At 35.7% G+C, this 19,123-nt stretch carries 17 protein-coding genes and 1 pseudogene; 9 read left to right on the plus strand and 9 right to left on the minus strand.

Going from position 1 to position 19,123, the window contains the following annotated elements:
* Window positions 1-126: 126 nt before the first annotated feature.
* The 9 genes and pseudogenes from HYG88_RS09695 to HYG88_RS09735 all read left to right on the plus strand — a co-directional run.
* Window positions 127-1,032 (plus strand): annotated as a pseudogene (locus tag HYG88_RS09695) (tyrosine-type recombinase/integrase); the annotation flags it as partial.
* A 77-nt stretch (window positions 1,033-1,109) separates the two neighbouring features.
* A complete protein-coding gene (locus HYG88_RS09700; RefSeq protein WP_178882996.1) occupies window positions 1,110-1,265 on the plus strand; it encodes a hypothetical protein in 156 nt (51 codons plus the stop codon).
* A gap of 132 nt (window positions 1,266-1,397) precedes the next feature.
* Window positions 1,398-2,879 (plus strand): class I SAM-dependent DNA methyltransferase, encoded by a 1,482-nt coding sequence (locus HYG88_RS09705; protein ID WP_178882997.1) that lies wholly within the window; start codon window positions 1,398-1,400, stop codon window positions 2,877-2,879.
* Window positions 2,876-4,057 carry a restriction endonuclease subunit S gene (locus HYG88_RS09710; RefSeq protein ID WP_178882998.1) on the plus strand — a complete coding sequence of 394 codons (1,182 nt, stop codon included), beginning with the start codon at window positions 2,876-2,878 and terminating at the stop codon, window positions 4,055-4,057. Before HYG88_RS09705 ends, HYG88_RS09710 begins: the two co-directional genes overlap by 4 nt.
* Before the next feature lie 84 nt (window positions 4,058-4,141).
* Window positions 4,142-5,287: an XRE family transcriptional regulator gene (locus tag HYG88_RS09715; protein WP_178882999.1), complete on the plus strand. Its 1,146-nt coding sequence runs from the start codon at window positions 4,142-4,144 to the stop codon at window positions 5,285-5,287.
* The gene (locus HYG88_RS09720) at window positions 5,288-5,827 is read left to right on the plus strand and encodes a DUF4411 family protein (RefSeq protein WP_136458816.1); all 540 of its coding nucleotides are present in this window, start codon (window positions 5,288-5,290) and stop codon (window positions 5,825-5,827) included.
* Between the two features lie 100 nt (window positions 5,828-5,927).
* Complete coding sequence (locus HYG88_RS09725) at window positions 5,928-9,368, plus strand: DEAD/DEAH box helicase family protein (protein WP_178883000.1); 3,441 nt, start codon at window positions 5,928-5,930, stop codon at window positions 9,366-9,368.
* 27 nt (window positions 9,369-9,395) lie between these two features.
* Entirely contained in the window at window positions 9,396-10,589 is a 1,194-nt protein-coding gene (locus HYG88_RS09730; RefSeq protein WP_178883001.1) for an SIR2 family protein, read from the plus strand.
* Window positions 10,582-12,255: an ATP-binding protein gene (locus tag HYG88_RS09735; RefSeq protein ID WP_178883002.1), complete on the plus strand. Its 1,674-nt coding sequence runs from the start codon at window positions 10,582-10,584 to the stop codon at window positions 12,253-12,255. Before HYG88_RS09730 ends, HYG88_RS09735 begins: the two co-directional genes overlap by 8 nt.
* Before the next feature lie 539 nt (window positions 12,256-12,794).
* On the opposite strand, the gene HYG88_RS15285 is transcribed toward HYG88_RS09735, so the two are convergent.
* The 9 genes from HYG88_RS15285 to HYG88_RS09780 all read right to left on the minus strand — a co-directional run bounded on the left by HYG88_RS15285 (window position 12,795) and on the right by HYG88_RS09780 (window position 18,877).
* Window positions 12,795-13,055: a hypothetical protein gene (locus HYG88_RS15285; RefSeq protein ID WP_256731659.1), complete on the minus strand. Its 261-nt coding sequence runs from the start codon at window positions 13,053-13,055 to the stop codon at window positions 12,795-12,797.
* Between the two features lie 9 nt (window positions 13,056-13,064).
* The gene (locus HYG88_RS09745; protein ID WP_178883003.1) at window positions 13,065-13,529 is read right to left on the minus strand and encodes a hypothetical protein; all 465 of its coding nucleotides are present in this window, start codon (window positions 13,527-13,529) and stop codon (window positions 13,065-13,067) included.
* A gap of 14 nt (window positions 13,530-13,543) precedes the next feature.
* The gene (locus tag HYG88_RS09750) at window positions 13,544-14,362 is read right to left on the minus strand and encodes a caspase family protein (RefSeq protein ID WP_178883004.1); all 819 of its coding nucleotides are present in this window, start codon (window positions 14,360-14,362) and stop codon (window positions 13,544-13,546) included.
* Between the two features lie 2 nt (window positions 14,363-14,364).
* Window positions 14,365-14,727, minus strand: coding sequence for a hypothetical protein (locus tag HYG88_RS09755; RefSeq protein WP_178883005.1), 363 nt, complete (start codon window positions 14,725-14,727; stop codon window positions 14,365-14,367).
* Window positions 14,728-14,971: 244 nt separating this feature from the next.
* Window positions 14,972-15,829, minus strand: a complete 858-nt coding sequence (locus HYG88_RS09760; RefSeq protein WP_178883006.1) for an MORN repeat-containing protein — start codon at window positions 15,827-15,829, stop codon at window positions 14,972-14,974.
* A gap of 31 nt (window positions 15,830-15,860) precedes the next feature.
* The gene (locus tag HYG88_RS09765) at window positions 15,861-16,817 is read right to left on the minus strand and encodes a hypothetical protein (protein WP_178883007.1); all 957 of its coding nucleotides are present in this window, start codon (window positions 16,815-16,817) and stop codon (window positions 15,861-15,863) included.
* 136 nt (window positions 16,818-16,953) lie between these two features.
* A complete protein-coding gene (locus HYG88_RS09770) occupies window positions 16,954-17,997 on the minus strand; it encodes a hypothetical protein (protein ID WP_178883008.1) in 1,044 nt (347 codons plus the stop codon).
* 14 nt (window positions 17,998-18,011) lie between these two features.
* Window positions 18,012-18,179 (minus strand): hypothetical protein, encoded by a 168-nt coding sequence (locus tag HYG88_RS09775; protein ID WP_178883009.1) that lies wholly within the window; start codon window positions 18,177-18,179, stop codon window positions 18,012-18,014.
* Between the two features lie 329 nt (window positions 18,180-18,508).
* Entirely contained in the window at window positions 18,509-18,877 is a 369-nt protein-coding gene (locus HYG88_RS09780; protein ID WP_178883010.1) for a hypothetical protein, read from the minus strand.
* Window positions 18,878-19,123: the final 246 nt, after the last annotated feature.

The raw sequence follows: 19,123 nt of genomic DNA on the forward strand, positions 1-19,123 counted from the left end.
TCATGAGAAAGCCCATATAAATGGGTAATGTACAAGTTGCTGTAGAAGCATGTTTAGTTCGTCTGATCACAGATACTTTATAAACTATTTTAATACTTTTTTGAATCCGTCAATGCGTAAGTCCTAGAATTTATGAATTCTCGAAAAACTCAACAATCAAAGGAATGGGAACAACGCCGCAGCAGTTATTTTGAGAAAGATGTTTATCCTCTTATCGGTAATAAACCTATTCATGAGATCGACTCGATTGATATTAAAAATGTTCTTGATAGTACTATGGCAAGAATCAAAAAATCAGGAAGAGGTACAGGGGAAGTTAAGGGAATTTTTGTTAGGCAAATAATAGGTGAAGTCATGGAATATGCCATTATCACAAAACGTATTTCTATTGACCCTACCTACGTCCTTAGAGGCTACATAAAGCAGCCAGAAGTAACTCATGCCAGACCCTTGACCGAATCTGAAAAAAGAGAACTTATGTCTAAGCTCAATACATACGGTGGCTCTACTAGTACAAGAAATGCTATCAAAGTAGCAACATATACATGGCTTAGAAGCATTGAAATACGTCGAGGCAAAAAGGAATATATTAATTTTGAAGAGAAGACGTGGACTATTCCAGCAGTATCACAGGCTGATATTTTGGCTGGAAAGCGTAATATGAAAAAGAACAGAATGCATGTTGTTCCTTTATCAAATCAAGCCATACAAATCATTAGAGAGCAATTTGCTCTTTACCCCAATAGCGAATATATTTTTGCAGGTGAAGATGGTGAAATGATGGGTAAAACTACATTAAATACTGCCCTTCATAATATGAAATTAGAATTCACCATGCATGCCCTAAGAGCAACAGCTTCTACAATTGCAAATGAGAATGGTTTTAATAAGGATTGGGTTGAAATACAGCTTGCCCACGTTTCGGATAATAAAACACGGGCGACATACAATCATGCTCAATGGTTAAATGATCGTAAAATTATGATGCAATGGTGGGCTGATCATGTAGATAGTTGGGGCTTTGTTTCATAAACAACTGACACACCTACATGTATCACTTATAGCTATATTTATAGTTTTGAAACACAAGTCTAATGAGATTTAAAAACATGAATAATAAATTTAAGGGCGATCTTGATTTTTATGAATTAGAAGATACAAGTCATCGCCTTGAAGTAATTGAGCTCATACTTAGAGAGGATGAAATCCCCTTCTCAATGAAATGGGCTTACGAAGTTTATCACGCTTGGATTGATGCAAAATAAAATGATTTGATGCCAATATCTCAAAATATAGGCAATTTTTTGCGACACAAGTTGTCTCATCTTTCTAATTTATCATAGCTTTTTCATCTAAAATTCAACACAATACTCTCAAAGAAATTTGAGAGTCGTACCGTGATTACAGGCGAAATTAAAAGCAAAATTGACCAAATATGGAACGCATTTTGGAGTGGCGGTATTTCCAATCCTTTAGAAGTCATGGAGCAAATGACTTATTTGCTGTTTATTCGCCGACTCGATGAAATTCAGATCACAAAAGAAAAGAAAGCTAACCGCTTAAAAACTGCTGTAGAACATCCAATTTTCACCCCTGAGCAAGATCATCTGCGTTGGTCGAAATTCATCACTTTAGGCGATGCTGCAACACTATATAATACCGTTGCCAATGAAGTCTTTCCTTTCATTAAAAACTTAGGTGCAGAAGACGAAACCACCTATAGCCATCACATGAGGGATGCACGTTTTACCATTCCTACGCCTGCGCTACTCACCAAAGTGGTGGATTTGGTTGCGGATGTGCCAATGGATGATAAAGACACTAAGGGCGATATTTACGAGTACATGCTCGGTAAAATTGCATCAGCAGGTCAAAACGGTCAGTTCCGTACGCCTCGCCATATCATCAAGATGATTGTGGAACTAATGCAACCAAAACCAACCGATACCATTTGTGACCCTGCGTGTGGTACAGCAGGCTTCCTTGTAGCGGCAAGTGAATACCTAAACGATCATTACAGTACTGAGATTTTTGCCAACCCTGAAGCTGCAAAGCGTTTTAGTGAACAAACTTTTTTTGGTTATGATTTTGATAGCACCATGCTTCGTATTGGTTCAATGAACATGATGCTGCACGGTGTTGAAAACCCACGTATTGAAAACCGTGATTCTTTGAGTGAAACGCATTCACATATTGCGGAAAAATACAGTCTGATTCTTGCCAATCCTCCTTTTGCAGGCAGTTTGGACAATGAAAGCTGTGCCAAGAATATTCAGGCTGTCGTTAAAACTAAAAAGACTGAATTGTTATTTTTGGCCTTGTTCTTACGTTTGCTGAAAACAGGTGGTCGTGCTGCGGTGATTGTGCCTGATGGCGTGTTATTTGGCTCATCGAAAGCGCATAAAGATTTGCGTCAAAAGATTGTGGAAGAGCAAAAGCTTGAAGCCATTATTTCTATGCCTTCAGGGGTGTTTAAGCCGTATGCAGGGGTTTCAACTGCCATTATGATTTTCACCAAAACCATGTCTGGCGGTACGGACAAAGTTTGGTTTTATGATATGCAGGCGGATGGTTATTCGCTGGATGATAAGCGTAATGAGCTTGATGCGTCTAAGCATGAAAATAATAACATTCCCGACATTATTGCTCGTTTTAAAAACTTAGAAGCAGAAAGCACTCGTAAAGCCACAGAGCAAAGCTTTATGGTGGATAAAGCGGATATTGCTGCCAATGGTTATGATTTGTCGATTAACCGTTATAAGGAAGTGGTGTATGAGCAAGTAGACTATGAAGCACCAAGCAAGATTTTGGCGGATTTAGAAGTACTTGAGCAAGATATTTTAAAAGGAATGGCTATGCTTAAGGAGTTGTTGAAATGACAATTCCTGTTAAAAAAATAAGTACATTTTGTAAAACAGGTAGTGGTGGTACACCTTCTCGCTCAAATAATGCTTTTTTTGAAAATGGTACAATTCCGTGGGTTAAATCAGGCGAATTAAAAAACCGTTATATCACCGAGGTTGAAGAATATATAACTGATTTTGCAGTAGAAAAATCCTCAGCTAAATTAGTCTCAAAAGGTTCTTTACTGATTGCTATGTATGGCGCAACAGTTGGAGAGGTTTCTCAGCTTACTTTTGATGCAACAACGAACCAAGCTATTTGTAATATTGAACCTGATGAAAATGTTTGTGATGTTAATTATCTATACAGATTTTTAGAAGCATCAAAATCGTATCTTTTGAGTCGGCGAGTCGGTGGTGGTCAGCCAAATATTTCTCAAAGTGTAATTAAGGATTTAGATGTCCCACTCCCACCACTTGCAGAACAACGCCGAATTGCTTCTATTTTAGATCAAGCGGATGAGCTACGCCAAAAACGTCAGCAAGCAATTGAAAAGTTAGATCAGCTTTTGCAAGCCACTTTTATTGATATGTTTGGCGATCCTGTCAGTAATCCTAAAGGTTTCGAGGTTAAAAAACTTTCAGAACAAGTAGATTTAATTCAGATTGGTCCTTTCGGAACTCAATTACATCAAGAGGATTACATTGAGAATGGAATCCCTTTAATCAATCCATCACATATAAAAAATGGAAAAATTATTCCTAATCATAAATTAACAGTAAGCCAATCTAAGTACGAAGAATTAACTCAATATCATCTTAGACTGAATGATGTTTTATTAGGTCGTCGTGGTGAAATGGGAAGATGTGCTGTTGTAACTCAAAACGAAGTGGGTTGGTTATGTGGAACAGGAAGTCTTTTTCTTAGACTTAACGTAGAGAAAATTAACCCATTTTTCTTAGAAATGTTGTTATCTTCAGATTCAATAAAAAGATATTTGGAAAACGTGTCACAAGGTCAAACCATGGCAAATCTGAATAAAACCATTGTAGGATCAATACCATTAATTGCGCCAAGCATTGAAATTCAGAACAAATTTTTTCTCATTTCTGAAGAAATTAATAAGATGAAAACTGAATTGGAAAATTCGAAAAATCAAGTAAACAATCTATTTCAATCATTACAAAACCATGCATTTAACGGAACATTATGAATGGAGCTATTGCCGATACAACAAAGCAAATGCATCGGTCATCTTTTTTGATTACAATGCTTCTATGAGAACATGAGTAAAAAGATGACTGATTTTGTCCAACATTCGCCCATAGCGATTCAACGCTATATGCAACAGATAGGAAATCTATCTGCGAATGAACTCGCCAAAAAATCAGGACTTGCAACAGAAAAAGTTTATACATTACTCAATGATGCTACCCCTATTCTCAAGCTCAGTGAGTTGGAACAGATCGCTAAAGTACTTTTTGTTCCGAGTGTATATCTGACCAATGATGAATTAGAATACACACCTGAAATTCCAGCGATTGTTGATCATCGTAATATGGAAGATGTATTTAACAGTTCTTATGCTTATCAAGCCGTTCTTCGTGAAGCTATTAAAGCAAGAAATGACTATCTCTATGTCTTGGAAACTATGGGAGAAGAGCCACTCGATTTTAATTTAATGCTTTCAGGTGATGATGCTGTCGAAGATGCAAAAATTATTTCTGATTATTTTGATCTGAATCACCAAAAACGAGCAGTAAAACATAATGACTATTACTCTGCTTGGCGCAGTATTTTTGAAGCTAAAGATATTTTAGTCATTGAAAAATCAAGCAAAGAACCTTTCGGTTCAGATGGTTTTTGTTTGTGGTTTGATGTCGTTCCTGTGATTGTTGTTTTAAGTACAGGACAAGCCGCTGAAAGACGCTTGTTCACCATCATGCATGAATTAGTTCACTTGGGACTACGCCAAAGTGTATTTGATGGAAAAATAAATGCAATCAATACCAATAATCAAACGGAACGCTATTGTGACACTGTTGCTGGTCATGTTATTGCACCGTTTGAATTATTGGAAAGTTGTTATCAGCCTGATATGACTGTAGACGAATTGGTGTTAAAAGTTCGCTCTAAAGCCAAAGCGAGCCGACCAGCGATTGCAATTCAATTAAAACTCGCAGGATATATTTCTGATCAACAACTTAGAGATTATCTAAAACAACTTGAACAAATTAGAATTGCTAAAAATCAATCTGGTGAAGCAAAAATTCCTGCTTCAACTCGAATTATTAGCCATTTTGGTCGATATTTTGTGCAAACTGTGATTGCAGCAATGTCGCATAATACGATTTCGGCAAGTACGGCTAAAGATATTTTGGGGATTAAGCCAACATATAAACCCACTACATTACAAGATGTGCAGAGACAGGTGTATATGTAGATGATTTATTTGAGTTTAGATACCAACGCAATTTTAGATCTCTGCTTTCGTGTTTATCCTGAACAGACTTTTCCAAAACTTTGGGAAATGCTGGATGATCTTGTTTTAACCACGACAATTAAGTTTTGTGTTTGCTCATCTGTCTTAGACGAAACACAATCAAAATGTCTTTCATTTGAGTTTGACGAAACGACTTTAGAAGATTTTTTAGTACGTTTCAAAGTTAATATTATTGACCGTGATGAAGTCGGCAATAATATTTTATCTATCCGCACAAAATTATTAACTTATCCGTTTTCTGCCACATCTCCTCATGCTACAAAAGATGAACCTGATGTCGATTTAATCGCCACAGCGCAAAAGTACCATACAAATGGTTATGTGATTACTGGGGAAATTGGTTTTATTGGTCATCAATGGGAAACATTTAATGCTCGAAGAAATCAAAGAATCAAAATTCCAGATATCTGCGCATTAATTGGTGTTCAGTCCAGTTCATGGTTACAGTTATTTCAAAGATATAATTTTACCTTGGATTAAATTTCCGCGATTAAAATCTTATTGAAATTATTTGAATTTTTAAGATATATTGAAAAATTAAAAACAAGTTTTTGAAATTAAAAAGTACTATGGGGTTAAGATGAGCAACTTTCAGTTTTTAGAACCTGAATTTAAAAGCTTGGCAGCGACTGCCAAAGAAGCCGAAAAGCTCGTGTATATTTCCCCACAATTTGCTCTTGCTGCTGCTCGAAGCTCGCTTGAAAGTCTTGTACTGTGGCTGTATCAATACGACAAAAAACTGACTCAGCCTTACGATGCTTCACTGCATAACTTACTCAACGATCTCAAATTTAAAGACCTGATTCCGCCCTATATTTGGGACAAAATGGACAATATCCGCATGGTCGGCAACAGTGCCGTACATGGGAAAAAGTTCAAACAGCTCACAACAGAAGAAACTGTAAAACACATCAGCCATTTATTCCTGATGTATGTCTGGTTTGAACGTAACTATGGCTCACCCTCAAAAGACCGTTCACAGCCACATATCTTTAAAACCGAACTAATTCCTAACGCAGATAACACACAGCAAATCACCGCCAACCAAGAACAACTGCAAAAAGAAACAGAAGCTAAAGAAAAACAGTTTGCGGAGCAACATAAAGCTTTACGTGAACGTGAACAAAAACTATTTGAATTGTCCGCAAGTTTAGAAGAGCGTGAAAAACTATTAGCCAATATAGATGCTGAACTTGCACAAAAACGTGCAGACGTTGAACAAGCCAAAATTGCCAACAGCAAAATCGAAGACCATACCGACTATAAAGAAGACGAAACACGTAAGCTTAAGATTGACCTCTTGCTTGAAGAAGCAGGTTGGGAAATTGGCGCATCGGTACGAGAAGAAGTTCAAGTTACAGGTATGCCGAGTCCATCGGGTAAAGGCGCAGTGGATTATGTGCTGTATGATGCCAATGGCTTGCCTTTGGCGGTGGTTGAAGCAAAACGCACATCGACTGACCCTGATATTGGTCAGCAGCAAGCCAAGCTCTATGCAGACTGCTTAGAGCAACAAACAGGACAACGCCCTGTCATATTCTATACCAATGGTTACAAAACCCGAATCTGGAATGATGTGCAAGGTGGCCCACCACGCTTAGTTCATGGCTTTTATACGCAGGCAGAACTCAAACGCTTGATCGAAAGACGCAAAAATAACCCTGATTTAAGTAGCTTCCCGATCAATGCGGATATTGTCGAGCGTTACTACCAAACTCGTGCCATCAAAGCCATGCTTGCAGCCTATCAACGTAAAGAACGTGCAGGCTTACTGATTATGGCAACAGGCACAGGTAAAACACGTACCGCCATTGCACTGGTCGATGTGCTGATGAAAGCCAATGTGGTGCAAAAAGCATTATTCCTTGCAGACCGTACTTCATTGGTCAATCAAGCGCACAACGCCTTTAAAGCTAATTTAAAAGATGCCTCATTCGTCAATTTGCTTGAGGATAAAAACCAAGTGGGTCGAGTCTATTTCTCGACCTATCAAACCATGATCGGCTTAATTGACGAAAAAAATGCCGATGGTACACGCCAATTCGGTACAGGCATGTTTGACCTGATTATTATTGATGAAGCACACCGCAGCGTTTACCAAAAATTTGGCGAGATTTTTAAATACTTCGATAGCTTGCTTGTCGGTTTAACCGCAACGCCACGAGATGAAGTAGATCGTGATACATACGCACTGTTTGGCTTAGAAAGCGGTGTCCCAACCGATTACTACGACCTCGATCAAGCCATTGCCGATGGTTATCTTGTACCGCCCAAAGCCTATTCTGTTCCGCTTAAATTCATGCGTGAAGGCGTGAAATATGACGAACTCTCTGAAGAAGAAAAACAACATTGGGATAGTCTAAATTGGGGCGATGAAGAAGCTCCCGAAGAAGTTTCAGCATCCAAGATTAATAAAGAGCTGTTTAATACAGGCACGATTGATTTAATGCTTAAGCACTTAATGGAAAATGGTATTAAAACCGAAGGCGGTGATCGTTTGGGTAAAACCATTATCTTTGCCGTCAATCAAAAACATGCCCAGTTTATTGCTGATCGCTTCAATGAAAACTATCCGCAATATGATGGGAAATTTGCCCGTGTCATTACCCATGCCACTAAGTATCCACAAAGCTTAATTGATGACTTTAGCAAGAAAGATTTAGCTGAGCCACAGATTGCGATTTCAGTGGATATGCTCGATACAGGGATTGATGTACCTGAAGTGGTCAACTTAGTATTCTTTAAAGCTGTACGTTCTAAAGTGAAGTTTATGCAGATGATTGGGCGTGGTACACGCCTCTGCAAAGAGTTGTTTAGTCCTGAAGATGATAAAAAAGAATTCTTTATCTTCGACTATTGCTCTAACTTTGAATACTTCAATGAAAATCCAGATGGTGCGCCTGTATCGACCACAGAACCTCTTGGACAACGCTTGTTTAAAGCACGTTTAAATATCCTGAGTTTACTGAATGCGAAGGACGATGCCACCGAAGAGCTAAAAGCTGTACAGCAAGATATGCGTCAGAGCCTACAGACTGAAGTGAAGTCCATGAACAATGAGAATTTCATTGTGAAATCTGAACTTGAGTATGTCGAACACTTCAAGAATGATGATGCTTGGAACAACTTAGATGATCTTGCCATCGGTACATTACGAGAACACATTTCGAAACTCCCGAATCAGCTTGAGCCTGAAACTTTAGAAGCCAAACTGTTTGATATGCTTTGCTACAACCTTGAGTTGGCAGTATTGGAAAAGAACAATACAGCGATTCAGAGTTATGCCAATAAAGTGATTGAAATCGCTTCAAAGCTAGAAAGCAAAGAAAATATTCCTGTTGTTGCAGAACAGATTGCGCTGATTCAAGACATTCAAACCGTTGAATATTGGAAAGGCATCACCTTGCCAATGTTAGAGGCGATGCGTAAACGTATTCGCGGTTTGGTCAAACTTATAGAAAAATCGACCTCGACCATTGTCTATTCCATGCTTGATGATGAAATTGGAGAAATGCAAGCAGTCGATATACCAGTCGTTTCAAGTGGCGTAAACCTTGCCCAGTACCGTAAGCGAGTAGAGAGTTTCATCAAAGCCAATGAAAACCATATTACCATCGCAAAGTTAAAGCGTGGTTTAGCCTTAACACCGACCGATCTAAGTGAGCTAGAGCGTTTTGTGTTTGAGGCTCAGGAAGTTGAGAGTCGAGATAAATTCGAAGAATGCTTTGGTACAGATCAATCATTGCCAATGTTCATCCGCTCATTAGTCGGTTTGGATCGGAAAGCCGTACAAGAAGCCTTTTCTAAGTATTTACAAGGCTCAAGCTATAACGAAAAGCAAATCCGCTTTATTGAAATGATGATTGACCATTTGACTCAAAACGGAGTGCTGGATGCGGCACAACTTTATGAACCACCATTTAACCAAATCCACTATGAAGGCATTGATGGTGTGTTTGGTGACGCAGATGCTGACAACATATTTGGGGTTGTTGAAGCATTTAATGAGGCAGTGGCTTAGATTATTAAAGTAGTAATAGGTAGTAACATGACTAATAAATATTATAATTCATTACAGCAGTTTTGGGTTTCTTCTGATAAAGATGATGGAACTGAGAACGAAACATTTGAGACCGAAATTAAAGGAAAATTAAAGTCAGCGTTACAGATGCCAAATATTATGGTTCTGGCTGGTAGTGGTACATCATTAGGTGACATTGTCAAAGGTCCCAAAATGTGGGATTTATGGTTGGCATGCACCACTAATGATATGGATATAATTGCTAAGGAGTGTTTTGCTGAAAATAAATTTGATATCACTATTGAGTCAAATCAAAACATAGAAATATGCCTATCCCATTGCGAAGCTTACTCACAAGTTAGTACAACAAAAGAAAAAACGACTCTATTCATAAAAAAATGTAAGGAATTAATTTTAGAAAAATGCCGTTTTATTAATGATAAAGATGCACAACTTCTTGGTCATAAAGAATTTATTAGAAAATTAGCTAGAAGAAAATCAAAAGATCCTAGAGTTAAGCTTTTTACAACCAATTATGATACCTGTTTTGAAGATGCCGCTGGACTATTAGGTATTACTGTAATTGATGGTTTTTCATTCTCTATGCCTCGGATCTATGATGCAAGGTTTTTTGATATGGATATTGTTCGTAGAAACACTTCTTCTTCTTCGACCAACACCCATTATTTAGAAGGTGTTTATCAACTCTATAAACTCCATGGCTCTATAAATTGGAGTCGTCGTAACACTAACTCTTATATCATCGAACAAGCAGAAAATGTAACAGCTGAAAATAGTTGTATGATTTTTCCTGCAAAGGGAAAATATCAGCAGTCATATATACAGCCTCACTTAGAGTTAATTGCTCGCTTTTCTCAAAGTTTAAGAGAGCCGAATACATGTTTAATCATTGCTGGATTTGGATTTAATGATGATCATTTATCCGAGCCAATATTATCCGCAATTCTCTCAAATCCACACTTGAAAGTTATAATTGTCTCGCCAACTATTGAAAGTGATATTGAAAGACCATCATCTGAAACATCGAAGTATTGGGGAATGTTTAAAAAAATTGCAGATGATAGAAAGAATGATGAGATTTTCTTTCTAAATTGTGATTTTCAGCAATTTTCGAGTTTTATTCCTGATCTTACGGCTTTATCTCCTGCTGAAAATCTTCATGAAAATATGAAAAAATTATTTGGAGATAGAGATGCTTAATGAAAATGGTGTAATCAAACCAGAATTACTTTTTGGAAAGGTAAATGCAGTTACTGCCAATTCTGTAAACTTTGAGTATATAAATTTACAACATCAAGCAACTTACTATCATGGCAAACGTTATGGAAAAGGAGAAGTTGGTGAGTTCATATTAATTGAAAGTCAAGTGAACTTAATTCTTGGACGTATCGTAGAAATAAAAAAGGATGATTTAGATAAGTCTAATTTAGACATAGCTGGGCGAATCCAACTTCTTGGCACAATTCAAATGGACAGTTTGTATGTAACTGCTGGAGTTGAATACTATCCAAATATTAATGATCTCATCTATTCAGCACCTCATGAACTTATCGCTCAGCTTCCTAAAAGGATGAATAAAGGAACACCAAAAGTTGAACTAAATTTAGGTTTCATAGATTTAGATCAGGGTTGTGACATAAATGTAACACCTGAGAAACTATTTGGTCGCCATTTAGGAATCCTAGGCTCTACAGGTGGTGGTAAAAGTTATACAACTGCAAAAATATTAGAGGAATGTCGGAAATTTAATTCGAAAATAATTATTCTTGATCCAACTGGAGAATATAAAGATTTCATTGGTGTTGATATTGAAAATATTCATTTGAGTGATCCTATTAGCCCAGCCCTTGGGTCTTGCGCTGTCAGTTTGCCAGCAGAATGCTTCCAAGAGACTGATTTTATAGCGTTGTTTGAACCTTCAGGCAAAGCACAAGGTCCTAAATTTAGAGATGCTATTAGAAGTTTACGTTTAGCTCACATACTTGAAGCTAGAGCATTACATTTAGATAAAATTGATGATGGTGTATTCATAAAAATAGGTAAAACAGAAGAATCTTGGAAAGTCAGTATCCGCTCTATTGGGGGAACAAAGCTTATTGAAGATCCTTCAGCACCGTTTAATCCTATGAAACTATGTAGGCAAATTCGTCAAGAATGTGTTTGGCCTCCTAAAGCTGATGGTATTTGGAATGAGGACCTGAATAGCTTTAGTTATTGTCTTGCTCTATTATCAAGAATTCATGGCATAACAACATCTAAAACATTTGAGTTCGTTTTTAATCCATTAGAATTACCAACACTTGTACAAAAAATAGATGAGTTTTATAGTTCAAATAAAAAAATATTAAGAATCGATCTAAGTGATGTGGGTTTTGAGTTTAAGGCTAGAGAAATTGTTGCAAATGCTATTGGTCATCATCTTTTGAGTCGAGCGAGGTCAAGGAGTTTTTCAGATAAGCCGATTGTTGTTTTTTTAGATGAAGCCCATAATTTTATTGGTAAAGCTATTGGTAATGAAGATACCATCGCTAAATTGGATGCATTCGAGTTGATTGCTAAAGAGGGACGTAAATTTGGTCTAAATATTTGCTTAGCAACCCAGCGACCAAGAGATATCACAGAAGGAGTACTAAGCCAATTAGGAACACTGATTGTCCATAGGCTCACTAATGATCGTGACAGAGAAATTATTGAACGCGCATGTGGTGAAATAGATAAAGCTGCATCCGATTTTTTACCTAGTCTACAGCCAGGAGAAGCGGTTCTGATTGGAAATGATTTTCCCATTCCTTTAACCATTAATATTCATAAACCATTAATAACACCAAACTCATCTGGAGCTGACTTTCAAAATAAATGGTCTTAATTGTATGATGTTACCTATTTTAAAATAAGTTTATATATCTGTTCATCTTATATAAGAATAGGTACGTTTAACACTTTTGTGTTGATGAGTAAATAAGTGGTTACCCTGCATCTTCTATAGCGAAGTTAAGAATCGAGTAATAAGTAGCGAACCTTACTTTCCAGATAAATGAAACATCAATGTCCAGTACTAGGCATCACTAAGTGTTCATCTAAACAAGAATATGCAAACATAGTTAAACACCACTTATTGTCTATGACTATCAATGGCTAAGCGCCATTTAGTGTCCAATTATGGATTAGTTCAGTCCCTAAGACAATTAAAATACTTTAGAAACAGCTCTCGTCCTTGCTGCCGTTTTTGTATATCTAACTGTTCCCTGTTCCCTGTTCCCATCGACATTTGCGTTCTTTATAAGCTTCTATATCCTGCTGAGTAAAACTAGCTTTAGGAATAGTAAGCATCTTGAATGGAATACTACGATCAGAACTGATTAGCCGATCTTTATCTTCAATCATTTTTAAATCATAAATACTCTGTTAAATTTCGTCATATTCCCGTTGTGGTGAAAATGCATAGATCATTTGATCTAAAGTGTCTTCCCATGCTTGTTTAGTTTCTTCTGTTGCTGTACCTAGTGGATGCAATTCTGTGCTTTCTGCTAAAAAAGGTGATGGTATGCCATATCGTTTTGTTTGTTTGAACTGTACTAAATCTGTATAAATAATTTTGGCCAAATGCGTATCTAAATCCCAGACTTCTCTTTGAGAAAATCGAATCTTTCCTTTTTGTCTAAACATTTTGTGTCGTTATCTCAATTGTTTAAAAATTTCTTTAAAGTGATTATTTTCAACTAGGTAATATACGGTTTCACACTTTTCCTGATCACCATAACGGCTACCAATAGCCATGACTAAACGGCTATCTTTTTGGTAAAAAATATCGTTTTGTGTAAAACCTTTTTCTTTACTATAACAATCAGCAAAAGTATTGGGTAATACAAAACTCTGCCCTGTTTTTGCATTGTATGCTAAAGCAAAGCTACAACCACCGCCACACCCTACTGTTTCCATGACATAATGTCCTGCAAAGTTTGGAGGTTGCTGTGACATTTGTTTGAATAAAGTTCGATATTTTCGACTTTCCGAAGTAAGTTTTAATGGATGATTTTTTCCTGTATATGTCCGTGCTGAATAATCATGAAAAGTTGGAGTTTTAGCGTAAATTGGAAAACTGAACACCAAAATTGAAAGGCTGATATAAAATTTTCTCATTATATTTTCTATCCCTATTGAAGCATCTTAAACTTAAGATTATCACCACACTTGTCTATATAGGGTGTTTGTTGTCTTTTAAAAGCTTGTTTCGCAATCATTGAAATAGCTGCTTCAACATACTGAGCTAGTTCATTACTTTCAATAAAACCATTTTTATTTTGGTCTGCTATCCCAGAGAAGGCATCAAGCACTGCATAAGTGAATAGGCTATGCCCCCTAAATCCATCATCAATTGCATAACGCCCAGCAGTTAATATCATGCCTGATTTACACGTTTTGATATTATGAGTGGTAAATAGGTCAGTCGTTTTCATAACATAATCACTCATGGGTGTATCAATTAAAATAAACTTGTATGCCGTAGGAATATTTGCGATCAAATTTTTTAGTTGCGAAGCACTTACGCCTGTACTTTGTATTTGTTTTGCTGATAAGTCTTGTGTTTTTGAGGTGAGTAAATAATATTCTTCATCCACACGATCAGCCTCACCTGCAATAAACATAACAAATGTATCTGTTGGTTTTATCTTAGATTTCACATCATCAAAAGCCTGCTGGATAGAAGTATGTGTAGTTTGCTCGGGTCGATTTAAAAGCTGTATATTTCCCTCTATATAAGTATATCCAATTTGTGCTTTAAGTCTTTGATAGATAGCAATTGCATCATTTTTTGCGAATTTTGAAGAAAAGTTAGCTTTTGGATATTCTCCAATACCAATCACTATCGCATAGAGTTTTGGCTTTTTTTCTAATGATGGGTTGGCATAAAGCAAACCATGTATACAAAATACTGAAATAATTAATAAAACTCTTTTAAATAGATTACTCATCTCTAATTTGTACTATTTTCATCTGAGTTTGGCATACAATGATTTTCTCTTTCTACAATCAATTGATCATAATCGTTTTTCATAGATTTAAATCGGTCTAGTTCTTTATGATAATCCAAACTTATATTTCCATATTGAGCAGCAGGTGTTGCGGCACTTCTCAGACTTTTCAGCAACTCCTCTATAGTTATTTTCTTTTCATCCAATTCTGCTTCCATTTTCTCCAATTTAAGTGCCACCGCATCACACGCCTGACTGGGATCCAACGCCAAAATATCACCTTGTTTAATATCCAATTTGGCATTAGCTAAATGGCTCATCACAAACAACAAAGCTATCAATAAAAATTCTATAAATATATTCATAAATATACGACATTAAAGCTATAAAATTTTGATATTTATTTCTTGGGCTCTTCTGCTGAAATTACATTTTTTGCTGGACTGATTGTTGTTGGACTTTCAATTTTTTGGAACAATACTGGAAAATTGATCAATAAGTTTTTGAACTAACCCTTCAAGTTGCGTTTCAGTTAATTTACCATTAGCATATAACTGACATAATCCAAACTGAATAGCCACTCATAAAAACACATCTTATTTAGCCATTTTATCTATATCCAAGGTCTAACTCAGGATCATCGTTTTCAGATCTAGGTTTTATAGAATCATTTGTTATTCCAAAATATTCTCGAAGACGTTCTTCCTTAGTGAATCTTTTACCATTGGCATAATCCCAGAAACCATTTTCCCATCTACCCTTATATCCACTGCCATCTTCATAGTATACAACACCAAAACCATGTCTCTCACCATTCACCCAATCTCCACTATATCGTCTGCCATCTTTATAAATTGCATCACCTTTACCATGTTGTTCGCCATCTTTCCAATATCCATTATAAATGGATACCCCATCCACATCTACATGTCTTAATTCACCATACCCATCTTTTTTATCACTTTTCCACCCTCCAGTATAAGTTAAACTTTCTGCGGAAAGGATTGAAGTCAAAGTTCCTTGACCCTCTCTAGAATTTTTTCTCCACTCCCCTTCATATTTATTTCCATTTTTCCATTTCATTGTTCCCTTACCGTCTCGCAAATCATGTTTCCAATCGCCTATATAAGTATCCCCTTCTACAGAAGTAAATTTTCCTTTTCCTTCCATATACCCTTCTTTAAATTCACCTATATATTGATTGCCATTTTTCCATGTATGAATTCCTTTACCATCACGGAAACCATTTTTCCATTCCCCTTCATAATTAGCTCCGCTCTCGAATTTTAATATACCATTCCCATGAGCAAACCCATCCTTACACTCCCCCTTATAGAAAAGAACTACGCCTCTTGATACCCATGGAGAATTCTTTACACTACATTCATCTATTTTATCTGCATAACACATCCCTGTAACAAACATAAATATTAATACGATACAGGTTTTAATAATATTTTGATGCATATCCACAATTCCTTAACCAGTTAAAACAATTTTAGAATCCAGCCTTATTCAAAGCATCAACATAAGCACAGGCATAATTTATCAAATATTTTTCATCAATATTAAACCTAAGTTTACTACTATCAAAATCGTTATAATCATCATTATTATATAGCTGCGTAAATCTAATCGATCTAGGTTCCACATTACATTTAACAAATGCAGTTACATATTGACTATCATTATTTAATGGTTTTAAATTCTCACCCTCAACTTTTGAATTAAATAATTTCGCCATGAATGTGATTGTATAATATGGTTTTGAATCATCTTTATTAAAAGGATTGGCTGAAACAAGATCAACCAGCATATTAGCCTGCACTTTACCACCATCATTTTTCTCAATTATTTCCGTAGCAATTAACTTATAATAACTATGAATTGAATGCCGATTAGCTTCACTAAATATTTTTTTATAATAATCACGAGCATAGTTTTTGGTAAAAAACTCAACACGACCAACTAAATCTGTATAAGTCTTAGTTGGTTTAAACCCTAGCTTTTCACAGGAACCTATTTTTAATGTTTCTGGTCCCATCCCCCTCGCATCACCATCATCAAACTGCTCCCTAAATTCCAAGCTATCAAAATCAAAATTCCATACAATACCGCCATTTTCAGAAGTCTTTCCTAATTTTTGTAATTCACTCCTATCCACATCACCACCTCCAAATAAATATTCGTAAGTAGCATGACTTAGCTCAACACCATACCCCCAACGAATCTTCTTATCATTACTGAGACTCTGTGCAGGTTCAGCCTTACCATTATGTATTACATCAAAACGTCCACTTGTATTTTTAGGAATTTCTATAATATGTACCTGTGAAAGAGATTTTTTATCTCCCCATTTTTTTAAATTACACTTAAATTTAGAAAAATCATCTTGAGAAAATGTTGCACTTGAAAATATCAAAGCACTTAAACCCAATAAAATTTTACGTTTCATTTCCACTCCCTATGAATACCACTTCAAAATTTTTAACAACATTTTTTGCTTTAACCCACTGACGATATATGTAAGTTCCCCACTACCCCTAAAATTTATATATTTCTCTAATTAAACTGTAGTTGTATGATAAATATCAGCTATACCCTAAATGCTCTTTTGCATCCTCATAGAATTTTTTACAAGCAGGCGTTACAAATAATGTAGCTAATGAAATTGGTGTCCCAGCTGAAATTGCTCCACCACATACTGCCCCTGTTGCAACAATTGAAATATTTTTCCACATTGCCTCTTTTTGTGCCTCTTTTAAAACAGGATCATTATTCAACATCATAACAACCCCCACAACAGGGTCTAAATTATCTCCATGCCGATAAACTTTAGCCAACAACTCAGGCCAGTTTTTCGCCAAAACCACAATTGATTCTGGGCTTGCTTGTCCAAGCCCTAAAATCATAGAAGAGTATGGGCTTTGTGGGCTTTCATAAACCACAATATAAGGAGATTTATTTTGAGTTCGAGTAATTTCTAACCCAGAAGCTGAATTTCCAACATTCCCTCGATTTATATTTTGCTGTGAAAGAATAAAATTTAGTTCATCCACTGAACTATTATAGTCATATCCAGCAGTTAAGAAAGTGCTACAATCCTCTGATGTTTTAGGTAAGTTACTTATATTAGCAATTGTCGTTGGCATATAAGTAATGACATTATTTTTATTATCTTTTTTATTTTTATAACCTGTTTTACTTCCATTCTCTACTATTATTTCCACTGACGGTAATTTCATAAACCCTTTACATAGTTCTAAGTTCTTCTTGCGTACCAGAATATTATTCCAAGTCAGTTTATTATTGAATAAAATTACAGCTCTAGGTTTAGTATCACCATTAGGTTTTATTGCATTTATTTTAGGATTGCCGCCCTTTTCTAATTCTAAAGTTGGTCCATTCCCTAAAATGAAATCTCTTGTCATAGGTAAATTGATTAAATGAGATCCATTACTAAAACTTTTATTTATAGACTTCTCTTCTATTTCTATAACTTCTATAGAATTTGAAACTGGTGAGGGTGGGCTTACAGGTGCAATTTCAACAACTGGTTTAAATTTATGATAAGGAGTATTACATGCAGTTAATATTGTTGAAAATCCTAATATCATCAAAGTCTTAATTTTCATTATAATCACCTTAATTAATTACAATTTACTTGTTCAAAATCATTTTCAAAGTTAACTTTCTCTGTCTCAGCATTTAGGTTGGAATGAATATATCTCAAGCATTCTACATCATAACCATCAACAACAATAATAGCCTTTACATCAAAATATGGAGTTTCAGATTCTTTATTTGTAATATTCATGGTTTCTCCAAGATTTATTACATCACCATCAAGAATTTCATGCCCCAACTATTTTCACCAGAAGGAACAATATATAATTTAGTAACTCTAAATCGTTCATCATGCCTAAAAAAGCTGGAACATTAAAACCCACTATTAAAGTATAGTCTTTTGCAAGCTCAACTTAGGAAAAGTTATAACAGAAATCACAATTATTAAAGTGATTAATTTCATCATTTTACATTTCCTTAATTTATAAATTTACAACAACAAACTTTATAGAACACACTTTGAAGATAAGAATTTAAATCAAGACATTTATTACAGAATAAATGTCTTAAAATATATATTTAACGCTGACCTTGTAAAATATATGGGTTACGCTGAGGTGCTGGAATAGGAGTAAAACGACCTGATGAACCACCGTATGATGGTGTATAGCTAGGGTTAGAATATGAACGACGATCATTAGAATATGAACGACGATCATCAGAATAGCCTCTATACTGATAATTTAATCTACAACTCCAAAGACCATCTTGATATACAGGTTCATTACAATAACACCCACTTGAAGCTTTTTCTGTCGATGGGATTTTCTCTTTTGCATTACTACAAGCTTCAGATTTAGTTTGGCCTGTACCTTCAGAAATACCCTCTGCAAATACAAAGCTTGTTGTCACCAACATAATCAAGCTCAATAAAATTTGACGTTTCATTTTTCATCTCTTTATAAAATATACTTCTATACATTCATTAAAAATTTTCTAGGTATTCCCAATACGAAATGTCACGTTATGAGAAGTTAAAATCCATTCAAACTAATTACATTCATAGTTAAAATCAGTCATAATCGGTTCCTTGCATAAATAAGCTAATGTATAATTCAATAAAATCGTAAACCTAAGAATCAAACTGATACTCTAAGGCTTACAATTAGAGAGCATCATTTGCACGTATCAAAA

The organism is Acinetobacter sp. SwsAc4, from assembly GCF_013391535.1.
GTDB lineage: Bacteria > Pseudomonadota > Gammaproteobacteria > Pseudomonadales > Moraxellaceae > Acinetobacter.